Here is a 13607-nt window from a genome sequence, read left to right as displayed (position 1 = left end):
GATTAACCATGATAGTTAATTTTTAATTGTAATAAATTTAAATTAAGTGACCTATTACATGCATACTGTGAACAATAAACGTTATATAAGCTCACTCGAAGAGCTGTATAAAATAATTAATTCATTAATGAATGAATGCAGTGACCAACGTGGTTTGATGTATAACGTGTGTGATTATGAAAATAATAATCTAATGCCAAGTTTAGGCCGTTCCAATCGTAAGAACATACGCCGTGTCGAACAAGAGTTGCTTTCAACAGTGAGAGTTTACGGTGGTCACTCGCTGAGTTCTAACGACATAAATGACTGGTTATTGATGTGTTTAGCCAAAAAGCAGGGCTTTCCCACCCGTTTACTGGAATGGACCGATAACCTGTTAAATGCGCTTTGGTCGGTGTGTCACAGCCAAAGTAAAGACTGCATAAACATAATTAAAGCTATTGATTATCAGCGGGTTAGTGTTTTTAGCTCGCCGTGTAATATCAACAAAACTCAGATATTTAATGTGGCGGATTGCGATCAGCAAGAGCCGCGCAAGGACAAGTGGTATTCCATTCACCCATTTAAGGAAGGTGGCAATGATGCCATTCAGCCTCTGTACGATGAGAAAGAATATTCAAACGGTCTAGTGTCCGTTCATATTCTTCCATCAGTAAAAGTAAACCTGATAAAGGAGTTAATATCCATGAACGTTTTAAATGAACCGACAGAGTATGTCGAAGAGAAACTAACGGATTTAAAAAATGAAGCCCATGTAGATAACAATCAAGTAATAAATAAAGGTGACGGAAATATTGAATTGCAGGTTAATACTCATGAACGTCAACTTGAACAGTATGGCCGAAAGTATCATCAAGATTTTGATTTCGACTAAAGTCTAATATTTCTACTGATTTTATTTAGAGCTCATATAAATCTAGTGAGTTACAGGATAAATAAAATTAGAACACCAATTAATGTATAAAAAGATGAAATCTGTGAGCTTAGAGATTGTTTATAACCTAACTCGAAGTTAGAGTGATGAATCTTGTTATTAAATTGTTAAATTTTCACAGATCTAGTTTAAACACTCTAATAAAAAAGTGGCGCAAAGCTACTGAAATTTAAACCAATAACGAAAACATAAAGGATTCTGGAATATGAATATGCAAACCAATGCATCGACATTCGTGCTGGAAAACCAAGTCGACACCGCCTTTTTACAGTCATTCAGTGATGCGTGGAATAACCATGATATTGAAGCGCTGATGTCTTTCATGACAGAAGACAGTGTATTCCACACGGTGGCAGGAGAAGGCTTGTTTGGAAACACTATCGAAGGGTACGAAGCGGTTCGAAATAGCTTTGAATTGGTTTGGCAGAACTTTCCAGATGCAGCTTGGAGCGACCCTGTCCACTTTGTGTGCGGTGACCGCGCGGTGAGTGAATCAACGTTTTCTGCTACGAACCCGGATGGCAGCATCATCGAAGCTCGCATGGTCGACGTGTTTACTCTGAAAGATGGAAAAATCAGCGTAAAAATCTAAGCCCTGACGATAAGCCAATTCTTACTGAGATGTTAAATCGAGCCAAAGAAAATGGTCGTGGCGTTTACACCTATCGATGGTTAAATCCGCTGTCGAGCAAAGTGGAAACTAAGCACACTTACTATCGAGTTATCGACAATAAGTTGGTTGGGGTGGGTTATTACACAAATTCAAACAACACGTAAACGCGTTTCTACGGAACCCTCAACCCATTTAAATAAAGGGCTGGGGGCTCGAAATGCCGGTTTGTGTAAAAAAGCAATTTAGTAAAATTCACACTGTGTAATTTTTGTTGTGAAATTGTTTCAAAAATAACAGTAGTATGAAAAACATGGAAACCACACAGTAAAGAACAATTTTGAAAAGGGTCTATTGGGATGTTTGACCTAAATGAAATTTAAAGCCGTACGAGGGATAGACTATGAATATGCTGACACTAGACAAAACAGAACTTCACAGAAACCATTCAACATTTATTGCTGAAGCTGTCTTTGCCGTCGAAATGGTGAAAGCAGACAAGCAACTCGAAAAACAGAAAATGGCGAAACAGTTGCTTGATACTTTATTTCCTCTTGAGGCGGGTTCACACGAAGACGCGGTGAGCTACGAGATTGACTACCGACACGTTCAGGTTTATTTCAAAAACGGTGAACACACAGGTTTGAAACGCGCTAAACACTTTGTGGCTTACACAGGTGATAAATCTAAGCCTTCAGCAATCCTATTCCGTGATGAAAGCGGTACGCACGTTGAAGTGACAATCGGTGCTCGTAAAGGCACTGGCCGCCTGGAGTTGGTTGATATTCAAGATATCCAATTAGAGACGTGCACCACGTTTGGTCAAACTGAGGCGAGCCGTTCTTCTGGCATCCGTCACTGGGTGAGCTTAGTAAAAGGCGATGAAAGTGGCCGCCCGAATGCATCAAGTGAAGACAAAGAGTTCACGGCGAAAAATGGTGAAGACTATAACCTAGGTTTTTGCTTCGCAATCTAACGAACTGTCTTTGAAATGTGCAGTGCTGATCTGTGAGACGCAGCACTGACATTTGAGCACTGATTTCTCTTTTACCTTTGGTAACTTTCCCCGCCCCTATAGCGGGGCTTTTTTATTAGAGCTATAAGTAAATTGGGCGATTATCAAAATTATATGCAGAAATTTTGGATGTGACGTTACAGTGTGTGGTTTTGATTTAAGTTGTTGTATTTAAATAATTTTGTTCTTTTGTTTTATTCTGTTTTTATTAGGTTAACTATCATTGTCAACGGTGGTTTGGGCGACTATTGAGCGAAATCTCAGTCAAAATGCTTTGAGCTGTGCTATAATACGCGCCTTGGGATTGAGCCAGTAAGTCCATTTATCACTAACTATTGTGATTTTTATTGCCTTTTATTTAGGCGATGCGGCGAGCCAATCAAGTAGTAGTTGGATATGGAGAGCGTCCTTATATTCGTTGAATCGGATATGCGAACATCATAATTTATGAGTTTTAAATCAAAAAAGTACAGTATTGATTCTACTGACTATCAAGTTGGTCAAGACAACGTCAGTAAATGGGGCATGGATGTCCATAACACAGTTTTCGTAGCCTCAGTTGGCTTATCTCTTCTCTTCATCATCACTCTTCTTGCTCTTCCTCCTGCAGATGCTAAAGCTGCAATTGATTCTATTAAGGGTGCTGTTCTATCAAAGTTTGACTTCCTGTTTATGTGGGGAGCTAACATAATGCTAGCGTTTGCTGTTGTTCTTGCTTTTTCACCGTTGGGTAAAATCCGTTTAGGTGGCGAAGACGCGACGGCGGACTATTCAATGTCATCTTGGATTGCGATGTTATTCGCAGCAGGTATGGGTATTGGACTTATCTTCTGGGGTGTTGCAGAGCCAACTGCGTTCTTCACTAACTGGTTCGGAACGCCATTAGACGCAGAACCTTTCACAGCCGCTGGTCGTGAACTGGCGCTAGGCGCAACCGTATTCCACTGGGGTTTTCATGCATGGGCTATCTATGGCATGACGGCGCTTTGTCTGGCGTACTTTGTTTATAACAAAGGCTTACCGCTATCAATGCGTTCTGTGTTTTACCCAATTCTGGGTGAGCGTGTGTGGGGCAAAACTGGTGATGTAATCGATGTTCTAACCGTACTGGTTACTCTGTTTGGCCTTGCGACTTCATTGGGCTTAGGTGGTACACAAGCAGCAAGTGGTATTAGCCACGTGTTCGGCTTGGAAAACAACATCTTCCTTCAGCAATCTATCATCGTTCTGATCATGGGCTTGGCGATCATCTCTGTACTACGTGGTATGGACGGTGGTGTTAAGTTCCTAAGTAACCTGAACATGGTTATTGCATTCATATTCCTTGGTCTTATCGCTGTATTGAACTTCACAACTGTGCTTGATTCAATGGCAACGGCGGCAACGGGCTATGTGAAAAATATCGTAGCTTTGAGCCAAAGTGCGGGTCGTGAAGACACAACATGGCTGCATGGTTGGACTGTGTTCTACTGGGCATGGTGGGTAGCGTATGCACCTTTCTTCGGTATGTTCGTAGCGCGTATTTCTAAAGGCCGTACGGTTCGTGAATTCCTACTTTGCGTATTGATTATCCCAACATTGGTGACTTCAGCTTGGATGTCTATCTTCGGTGGCGTAGCTATCGAGCAAGTGATTAATCAGGTGGGGCAACTTGGCCTCGACCAAGGCATTACAGACGTATCTCTAAGCTTGTTTTACATGCTAGATGCTTACTCGTTCGGTAGCATTCTGTCTGTTCTCGCAGTCGCGCTGATCATCGTGTTCTTCGTTACAACGTTGGACTCAGGTTCTATCGTTATCGATGGCATGACGGCGGGTGGTAAATTAGAAGTGCCAGTGAAACAGAAAGTCGTTTGGGCGGTTATCTCAGGTGCTATCGCGATGGTGATGCTGTGGATTGGTGGTACTCAATCAATCCAAGCTCTGCAATCTATTACGATTATTGCAGCACTGCCGTTTACGATCATTCTTTTGATTGGTTGTGTGAGCTTGTTGAAAGGCCTACTGACAGAAGTCGGTAAAGGGCAAGAAACGGTTACTCCGGCCACTAAGTAAGTACCTCTAGATAGGAACTTACTCTAATCAGCAGATTCAAAGCTCCCTTGCACCGCGTGCAAGGGAGCTTTTTTATGCCGTAGAAGACATCAGCGAAAGAGAAACAAAAAAGAGCCACAAGTGAGTAGTCATTTGTGGCTCTTTTAGTTCTTGGCTCTTAGTTATTAGTCTAGGTGCCCGGTTCTAGCTATGAGCGGGTTTACGCTTACGCGTTCAATTCGTGCTGAATAACGTAATCCAAAGCACCAACAACAGCAGCAACTTGAGCATCGTTACACTCTTCGTCTGTTACTTTGTCACTGTCTGGGTAAACCTCTGTGGTTGTACCGTACTTACAGTCAGTCACGCCGCCACATAAGCCAAGCTTCTTCATTGGGTAGTTGATCACGCCGTGTTGAGTGACGTCTGAACCAATGATCTTGCCTTCGTCATCCGCAGGCGCAATGTGGGTTACTTTTTCAACTGAAGCGATGACAGCAGCTTGGAATTCAGGTTGTGGGTTTTCAGTATCGCCAACAGTGTAGAAACCGTCTGGGATCATACCTTCGATGTACTCAATGCCATCACGAGCTGCGAGTGCAGGTCGGAATTCAGTTTCATCAGAGTCAGTCGTCTCATGCAGGTCAACGTGAACCAATACTTCTGGCAGAGACGCTACTAGAGCTCGTAGGTTTGCTGATTCTTCTGCTGGCGTACCGTCGTAGAAAGAGCGGTTTGGATCAACAGCATTTGGATTCCAGCGGTTGATCACTTCGTAGCCCCAAGGGCTCACACAAGGTGCGACAACAATGTTGAAGTGCGCCGTGTATTTTTCTGCTTGAGTCGCAGCGAATTTGATCGCGCCATGCACGCCACTGGTTTCGTAACCGTGAACACCACCTGTTACCAGAATCGTCGGCTTTGACTCGTCCCAGTTTTTGCTCTTGATAGCGAAGAGTGGGAAGCGAGCTTCGTCGTAGCTCAGTGCGCCGTATTGTTCGATGTCAAAGCGGTCTGCAAGTGCTTTAATCTTTGGTACAACTTCTTGCTGGTATTCACGCTTAACCGTTCGTTGAGCTAACCATGCTTCACGTTCTGCTTGTTGCCATTTTTGCCCTGGCTTACCAATCGGGTAGGTAGATTCACTTTTCATCTATACTTTTTCTTTTATGTTCGTGAAAGATTAAGACAGATTATTCCTGTCTAACAGAGACAGCAATAGAAAACACAACTTGTGACTTTATTTTTTACAGACTCATAACTTTGATGAGTGAATTGATGGTGTTACATTTTATTGATGGTTCAATTCTTTATAAAGAGACAACAAAATGGCTGGAGCAAGTTTACTAACACTGTTAGATGACATTGCAACCGTGTTGGATGATGTCGCATTGATGTCTAAGGTAGCCGCTAAAAAAACCGCAGGCGTATTAGGTGACGATTTAGCCCTTAACGCCCAGCAGGTATCCGGTGTTTCTGCTGAAAGAGAAATCCCAGTGGTATGGGCGGTCGCAAAAGGCTCATTTAAAAACAAGCTGATTTTGGTTCCGGCAGCACTATTGATCAGTGCATTCATTCCTTGGTTGATCATGCCACTACTGGTGATTGGTGGTCTGTTTCTTTGTTTTGAAGGGGCAGAGAAAATCTTAGAAAAGCTTTTTCCTCATGCTCATCAACACGAAGAGAAAGATGAGGAAAGCAGCTCGGGTGAATCTGTTGAAGAGTATGAGAAGAGAAAGGTAGCAGGCGCGATTCGGACTGACTTTATCTTATCTGCGGAAATCATTGTAATTGCGCTGGGTACCGTAACGGGTACAAGTATCGTGACTCAGATTCTTGTGGTGAGTTTGATAGCGGTTGTGATGACGATTGGTGTTTATGGCTTAGTGGCAGGGATCGTTAAGCTGGATGATTTAGGTTTCTATCTCCAGCGAACATCGAATGGCAGTGGCATTAAAACTCGATTGGGTAACGGGCTAGTCGCGTTTGCGCCCAAGTTAATGAAGACGCTTGCGGTGGTCGGTACTGCGGCGATGTTCTTGGTTGGCGGCGGTATTGTGGTGCACAACGTTCCTGCGATTCATCATTTAATTGAACCGATTATTATGGACTTCAGTGGACATTCGATTGCAACCGCGGTGGTACCAACGCTGTTGAATGGTGTGATTGGGGTTTTAGCTGGATTGATCGTTGTTGCTGTTTGGACTGTGATAGAGAAAATTCGCGGTAAGTAATCGCTCATTATTGGTCTTAATAAACCCCTCTCTCCACGAAACGAAAAAGGGGCACCATAATCATTATGGTGCCCCTTTTAGTCTAATGGGTCGTGTTTAATTAACACCACACTCTTATTTTTCAACATGAGCGCTTATTTACCGACTAAGCGTTTATTTTACAGACCAAGCAATCGTCTCGCCGCCACGGATTGGCACAACGATGTCTGAACCGAAAGGCATGGTTTCAGCAACATTCCACTCTTCTTTAACTAGAGTGATGGTATCTGAGTTACGTGGCATGCCATAGAAGTCTGGGCCGTTGTGGCTCGCGAACGCTTCTAGGTTTTCAAGCTTACCCTCTAGTTCAAACACTTCAGTGTAAAGCTCTACTGCTGCGTGCGCAGTGTATGAACCTGCACAACCACATGCTGACTCTTTTGCACCTTTAGCGTGTGGTGCAGAGTCTGTACCCAAGAAGAACTTCTTGCTACCGCTTGTTGCTGCTTCAATAAGTGCTAACTGGTGTGTGTTGCGCTTAAGGATAGGTAGGCAGTAGAAGTGTGGCTTAATGCCGCCAACCAACATGTGGTTGCGGTTATAAAGCAAGTGGTGAGCAGTAATGGTTGCCGCTACGTTCTCGTTAGCGTTCTTAACGAAAGTCGCAGCATCTGCCGTCGTGATGTGCTCTAGAACGATCTTCAGGTTAGGGAAGTCGTTAACAATCGGTGCTAGCACTGTGTCTAGGAACTCTTTTTCACGGTCAAAGATATCAACATCGTGAGCCGTTACTTCACCGTGTACCAGCAGCAACATACCCACTTCTTGCATTGCTTCGAGTACGTGGTAAATCTTTTGAGCTGAAGTTACACCTGAATCAGAGTTAGTCGTCGCGCCTGCTGGGTAAAGCTTTGCAGCGACTACTGCACCAGACTCTTTCGCTTTGCGAATTTCGTCAGGTGTTGTGTTGTCTGTCAGGTAAAGTGCCATTAGAGGCTGGAATTGTTCACTTGGCTGCTCTGCCATGATGCGTTCACGGTAAGCAAGAGCCATTTCGGTATCGGTTACCGGTGGGATGGTATTTGGCATGATTAACGCTCGACCATTGTAACGGCTGATATCGCGAACTGTATCTTTTAATACTTCGCCATCGCGTAGATGAACGTGCCAGTCGTCAGGACGAGTAATCGTAAGTTGTGTCATTGAAGGCTCCCACCATTTGAAGTGTTATGTAGTTGGAGCCTAAACTCAGCGAAATCTGTGAAAGCAATCGCTTACGTTTAGGCGACAGGATGATAGTGGAAAAGTACTTTCATTTCATCCTATTTTTAACTCTTCATGGCTAGGAGCTTGTTTTTATGGATATTTTATTCGGTATCTATTTGTTAATAAGGGTTAGCGGGTGGCTACCCACAGACCATGGATCATTCCTGGAACCCAGAAGAAGAAAGTAAGAATGATATTAATCACCAAATCTTTCCCGGCGCCGCGAGCGAAGAACACGCCAACAGGCGGAAGCAGTACACATAAGATGATAATGACGAGTTTGTTCATGATAAATCCTTTTTATTCAATGAAAGTTCAATGCGGTAAACGTGTTCATATTATAGAACGTCTCGAGAGTGTTACTGCATTGCTGCCTTAATGTATCAAGATAGAAAGCTAAACATCTCAAGATACTAGCCTAGTATCAAGTGTTTAATGCCTGCCAGTTCGACTAAAGTTAGATTGGATGTAATAGTGAGGTTTGAGTTGAAATTGTTTAAATTGAAACATAAATAGTGTGCAGTCTAGCGTTAAACTAGTTACGAATAACTAGTTTAACGCTAGCGTCTTAGGATTATTCGGTATCAACCCAAAGCTCTAATCCATTTAGGTAGCTGTCTCCTGTGGCCCTAAAGCCTGTTAACTGCTCATCTGCGGTTAGAGTATATTCATCGCTATAGTGACCTGAGTAAGATTTGTTACCACAGGTTAACAGTAAGCCACCAGATTTATTATATAGAAAGAGTCGAGACATATCGTTTCCAGACCCAAACTCTGTGGGTCCCCAGAGAGCTCTAACTCTACCTATGTCAGCAACGTTTATTGTATGTTGGGCTCCGCCAGTGCCTCCAATACGAGCACCTCCTACCTGCGAGATAGAATCTACAATAAACCCACAGCCAAACGTCACTTGAGCATTGATACGAGTATCAAATAGATAATCATTACCAATGTCATCACCAAGGAATTTAATTGGATACCCTGGAGGTGTTTCATCGACGCAAGCAGTAAATCGAACACTCGAATTGACATCATTTGTACTAACAACTCTATCTGCCATGTTTACGGAACGATGATAGCTAGTTCCACTTGTTCCTTGGTCACTAGCCCAGTAGTTAACGTCAATTGGCCAGTTGTGATTAGTAAACAAACGGCCACTAGTATTGCCATCATCATATAGGCTTTGAAGTTCCATCGCCGTTGGCAATCGTGCTCCTCTAGCTTGGCACAAGGAATTAGCAGTGTGCCAATCGTGAGAAGCCGTGGTGATACCATTTAAAGCGGTAGTACCGTTACCAACTTGAGGTGTGGCGATGATTTCAGCATCTCTAGCATCTGCGTACATCAACGGTGGTAGGTAGATATTCACTGAGACGATTGGCTCATATGGGTTACCGACGTAACCTTGCAAAATTCCTGTGGCATAGCCCCCTTTTCCATCAGACACAACATAGGACACAGATGTTTCTCCAGGTTGGGTACTAGTGAAATCAAACTCAGTATCATTGAAAAGATTACCATCGTTGTTGGCATCGTTTGGAATTAAGATGGTTGCACCAAAGCTGTAAATGTCAACGAGATGAAGAGTATCACCGTCAGGGTCACTTATAAGATCCGTAACATTGAACCTTAATTGTTTACCATAAGGAATTTTAGCTACCTCGTCACCAGAGTCTGGATCTATATAACTGATTTTCCTGCGAGATTCTGCTGTTGGTGCACTGTTTGTGTCTGTTGAGACCGCGATATCAATACTACCAGCTAACACACTTGAACCATCACTATAGCTATATAGGATGCGTTCTACGCCGCTTGGTATGCCATCTCCTGGGGTGTAATCAATCGTATTAGTTGATGTGTTTGCAATAGCAGTTGAATTTGTCGCATCACCATTAGGCAATGTAACCGTGGTTGCTAATGCATATGTGCTTGTGTCTAGAGAGTACCCCGCGTTCCCAAGCTCTTTAGCGATATCTATTTGTACAGATGTGAAAGAGGAGGTTAGTCCTGAAATCGGTGTAAGTTGCTCAGTTGACTCACCGACAGCCGCACGAACTGTCGCTTCAGCAAAACCATCTCCTGATGTTGCTGAAGTAGCGCTAATACGCGCCTCTCCATAGTTACTATGGGAGCTCATAGCGATGTCAGAAGGTAGCGCAGCGCCAACTCGATAGCGGTAGTCGCACACTTTTGCACTTTGAGCGCTAATGGTGAAGCCATTGGCATTTTGGGATACAACATTACAATCATAGCTATTATTCAAAGACGTAACTGTCGTTAATGTAACTGACGAATCATCAGATGACTCCATATTATTCGACAAATCAACAAAAAAGGTATTTGTGGGAGTGCTTTGACGAATTACATCCTGAGCATAGTAAAGGGTATCTCCTGATGTTGGAGATTCGGGTTTGGAGTTAGTAGTCGCTTCGTCGCTAGATGCACCACACCCAAACAGCGCCAATGATATCGCTACTGACAGGGATAATTTATGAAAAGGTGCGTATGTACTTATTCTCATCATGTATTTAATACTCATTAGTGAATGTTATGGGAATTAAGCAAAGAGAGCACAGCCCATTATTTATTTGCGTATTCTAACAAGGCTAAATCACTTTAAATTAGCACGAGCTAGTATCTGGCACTGGTGAGTGCCTAGTTGACAGCTGGCGCTATTAGCAATGATATAAGTTAAAACTCAAACTGTTATACGTCTCTAGTATTTATATTGAAGTGGGGTTGTTCATGTGAATAACTACTTTTATAAGATAAGACCGAAGGTGGGATCTAATACCAGTTACTAAATTAGCGAATGAGTAACCTAAGGAATTAAATGCCTAGGTTATTTTTTAGGTGAATGGTTTTCTTGCTCAAATATCCACTAGGCATATCGGAAGGTCACTTTTCTTTATTTGCTAACCAAAACGTTTATTCATTGCATATCATACACCCGAAGTTAGCAAGGGGCTAACTAATCATATTATGAATATATCGAAGGAAATAAAAGTGAAAAAACTAACACTTATTACACTGCTATCTGCAATTACATCTGTTCCAGCTTTTTCTGCACCTGGCGATACCTCTACTGGTTCTGCAGTATTCAGCGGCTTTGTTCCTGGTTTTGTAACCAACGGTGACATCCTTGTTACTGGTGCGGGCGGTAGTGAAGACTCTGCTTCTTTTGTTGGTACGTTACAGGTGAACGCTGACGGTACGTTCGAAACAACTAAACCTGTTATTTTGGAAGCGCATGACTACACGGGGGCTGTGCTTGGGGCTTTAACTCCAGCTAACTGGACGGTATCACAAGTAAATGTGCTTCCAGCTTTAATGGGTGAAGTACAGCCTAACATTGTCGTCGGCGATAACCTTTCAGCGACGGAACTTACTGCAGCTGAATACTTAGCTTCAACTCAACTTTCAACAGGCGATACGATTCAACTGTATGTTGCTAACGATACAGCACACTCAAATCCAGATGATATTGCTGGTACAGAAGTTATCGTTAACGTTGATATGATTGCAACTTTGCCATAAGAAAAAATCTCATTATTTGATAGGCACTTAATTAAGTGCCTTGTTTTTTTAGGCTGATGAAAATGAATATCTATATAAATTATTTCTTTCTATTATTGCTTGTTATTTTTAGTTTCAATAGCTTTGGCTATGAAAGCTATTCATTTCCAGTAAATACACAAATAAATAGAGCGAATTTGTATGACTATTCTATAAATGTAGATTTATCTGATGAGTTTATTGCACTGAAGTATGATAGTGAGAACGAAACCTTTCTAAATGGGCGTTTTTATTCTTATATTAGAACGAATATACCAACAAGCTCTGGGGATTCGTTTGAATACAGTTATAACATATCAGAGTTCACTTCTAAATGTGTTTTCAACGATAGCGGTGAGACTATGTATGATGATTTTGTCGATCTCTATATCGATAGAAAACATTACTCTGATATTTCAGATATACCAAACTTTGAATTTAATAATATTAAAAATACTGAATATGAAAACTCTACCAATGAATTTGAATTAGTGACAAATAAAAATATACCGAGTGATGAGCCATTAGATTGCAATGGTCGTATTACGTTCAATGTGGAGCTTCAACTATAATGTTTATTAGACTTTGGTTTGGTTTAAACTTAATTATCATATTTTTCTTGGCCATAATATATAGTTCAAAATCCGTCGCAAATATTCCAGATGGATTTGAAGATATGTTTGAAGAGAAGTTGATAAGAATGCCACTAATTCTCTCGGCTGATAACAACAAATTATTCTATTCGGAAGCTTTCATCTCGGGTGATGAAGTAAGAATTCCCACTTCACAAAAACAACTTGTAGCACAAGCATTGGCGAATGAACTTGGTATTGAGAAAGATGTTAGCGATGCGATGGCAACAACACTGGTAAATGGGGTTGAATCGAGCCTAGATTGTAAAGGTTATCGAAGTGAATGTGGTCTACTACCTGATTTATATGATTTTGTTTATGTGCCAGATAGCCAATCATTGATTATTCATGTTAACTCACAATTCTTAACTGAGATAATAGAAGAGTCAGAAATAAAATTTGTAAAAGAAGAGATCGATCAAAACGCGATCATTATGTCACATGGTTTGAATCTATCTGGTTCTTATAGCGACAACACTGATTATACATCGTCTTATTCTTATCAACATGAAAATTATGCAGGTTTTGGCAAGTATGGCTATTTGCATAATGATCTAAACTTTAGTGATGTCAATGGTTTCAGTTCGGATGACTCATCGTATAACTATGTTGGTGGTAATACTCGTTTCTCTGTCGGGTATAAATACCAAGAACGCTCTTGGAATAGTACTCAGTTTTTAGAAAATGGCAGCAAAACTTCTGGTTACATGTTGTCGATTGGATCGACGAGAGAGCTAGTAAAAAAATCATCTCCTAATTCTAGACGAGTATATTTGAACATTTCAAGAGCTGGTCGACTAGAAATTAATGATGATAGAGGCCGTGTTCTATTAAGTCGTAATGTGGATGCAGGGCAAGAATACTTTGACTATAACGAGCTACCATCTGGTACTTATACTGCGACAATTCGAATATTTGATGGCAGTGAAGAGTTTTACACAGAAGATAGGTTGATAGTCAATACAAGCTCTTCGTCGATTAAAACCGGCGAACTAGATTATCATATTACAGCCGGTTATTTATCAAGAGACCTGACGAATACGGGACTAGAGGACGATTTTGACCAGAAATCCATCAACTTTGCTTATGATAATTATGAAAGTCCAATGTTCACCAATGGGAAATTGAGCTATCAAGTTACGGATTTTTTTGCACTGGGTGCAGGTTCGTTTATTACAGGGGAAGATAATTATAATTATGTTGGTGGTCACTTATCTTTAGGGGAAGTGTCCAGAATATCGGCAGTAACAGGATTATTTGACGATGGATCTAGTTTTTATAATTTTGATGTGGGGATTTATAACTTAAGTGTATCTTACACAAAATTTGATAGTGAAAATGATAATAG

General features: G+C 41.6%; 12 protein-coding genes and 1 pseudogene. 9 read left to right on the top strand and 4 right to left on the bottom strand.

The genetic code is table 11. The features are described 5' to 3' along the window. The first annotated feature begins 58 nt into the window (after positions 1 to 58). The 5 genes and pseudogenes from AB4517_RS10955 (at position 59) to AB4517_RS10935 (ending at position 4614) form a co-directional block, all read left to right on the top strand. Positions 59 to 874 carry an FRG domain-containing protein gene (locus AB4517_RS10955; protein WP_372148339.1) on the top strand — a complete coding sequence of 272 codons (816 nt, stop codon included), beginning with the start codon at positions 59 to 61 and terminating at the stop codon, positions 872 to 874. 265 nt (positions 875 to 1139) lie between these two features. After that, the gene (locus tag AB4517_RS10950; RefSeq protein WP_372148338.1) at positions 1140 to 1526 is read left to right on the top strand and encodes a nuclear transport factor 2 family protein; all 387 of its coding nucleotides are present in this window, start codon (positions 1140 to 1142) and stop codon (positions 1524 to 1526) included. Beyond that, positions 1520 to 1711 (top strand): annotated as a pseudogene (locus AB4517_RS10945) (cache domain-containing protein); the annotation flags it as partial. The gene AB4517_RS10950 and the pseudogene AB4517_RS10945, both read left to right, overlap by 7 nt. A 236-nt stretch (positions 1712 to 1947) precedes the next feature. Beyond that, entirely contained in the window at positions 1948 to 2520 is a 573-nt protein-coding gene (locus tag AB4517_RS10940; protein WP_017070684.1) for a malate synthase, read from the top strand. Positions 2521 to 3006: 486 nt separating this feature from the next. Then, a complete protein-coding gene (locus AB4517_RS10935) occupies positions 3007 to 4614 on the top strand; it encodes a BCCT family transporter (RefSeq protein WP_171732749.1) in 1608 nt (535 codons plus the stop codon). Between the two features lie 205 nt (positions 4615 to 4819). Here the strand turns inward: AB4517_RS10935 and AB4517_RS10930 are convergent, their stop codons facing one another. Continuing rightward, positions 4820 to 5746 carry a M14 family metallocarboxypeptidase gene (locus AB4517_RS10930; protein ID WP_017064294.1) on the bottom strand — a complete coding sequence of 309 codons (927 nt, stop codon included), beginning with the start codon at positions 5744 to 5746 and terminating at the stop codon, positions 4820 to 4822. A gap of 175 nt (positions 5747 to 5921) precedes the next feature. Between AB4517_RS10930 and AB4517_RS10925 the strand changes: the two genes are divergently transcribed. Further along, on the top strand, positions 5922 to 6827 hold the full coding sequence (locus AB4517_RS10925) for a DUF808 domain-containing protein (protein ID WP_372148337.1): 906 nt from the start codon (positions 5922 to 5924) through the stop codon (positions 6825 to 6827). Between the two features lie 153 nt (positions 6828 to 6980). On the opposite strand, the gene pyrC is transcribed toward AB4517_RS10925, so the two are convergent. The 3 genes from pyrC to AB4517_RS10910 form a co-directional block, all read right to left on the bottom strand. Further along, on the bottom strand, positions 6981 to 8009 hold the full coding sequence (gene pyrC / locus AB4517_RS10920) for a dihydroorotase (protein ID WP_108099514.1): 1029 nt from the start codon (positions 8007 to 8009) through the stop codon (positions 6981 to 6983). A 192-nt stretch (positions 8010 to 8201) separates the two neighbouring features. After that, entirely contained in the window at positions 8202 to 8360 is a 159-nt protein-coding gene (locus tag AB4517_RS10915) for a YqaE/Pmp3 family membrane protein (RefSeq protein WP_017059962.1), read from the bottom strand. A 286-nt stretch (positions 8361 to 8646) separates the two neighbouring features. Next, positions 8647 to 10611 carry an adhesion domain-containing protein gene (locus AB4517_RS10910; protein ID WP_372148336.1) on the bottom strand — a complete coding sequence of 655 codons (1965 nt, stop codon included), beginning with the start codon at positions 10609 to 10611 and terminating at the stop codon, positions 8647 to 8649. Between the two features lie 467 nt (positions 10612 to 11078). Between AB4517_RS10910 and AB4517_RS10905 the strand changes: the two genes are divergently transcribed. From AB4517_RS10905 to AB4517_RS10895, 3 genes are all read left to right on the top strand, one after another. Then, positions 11079 to 11609 carry a hypothetical protein gene (locus tag AB4517_RS10905; RefSeq protein WP_372148335.1) on the top strand — a complete coding sequence of 177 codons (531 nt, stop codon included), beginning with the start codon at positions 11079 to 11081 and terminating at the stop codon, positions 11607 to 11609. 62 nt (positions 11610 to 11671) lie between these two features. Further along, a complete protein-coding gene (locus AB4517_RS10900; protein WP_372148334.1) occupies positions 11672 to 12199 on the top strand; it encodes a hypothetical protein in 528 nt (175 codons plus the stop codon). Then, positions 12199 to 13607 (top strand): TcfC E-set like domain-containing protein (locus AB4517_RS10895; protein WP_372148333.1); only part of this gene is annotated, 1409 nt, incomplete at its 3' end. The genes AB4517_RS10900 and AB4517_RS10895, both read left to right, overlap by 1 nt.

It is taken from the genome of Vibrio sp. 10N.222.52.C3 (genome assembly GCF_041474195.1).
Taxonomy (GTDB): Bacteria; Pseudomonadota; Gammaproteobacteria; order Enterobacterales; family Vibrionaceae; genus Vibrio; species Vibrio crassostreae_C.
This window is presented reverse-complemented; position numbering and strand designations above follow the sequence as displayed.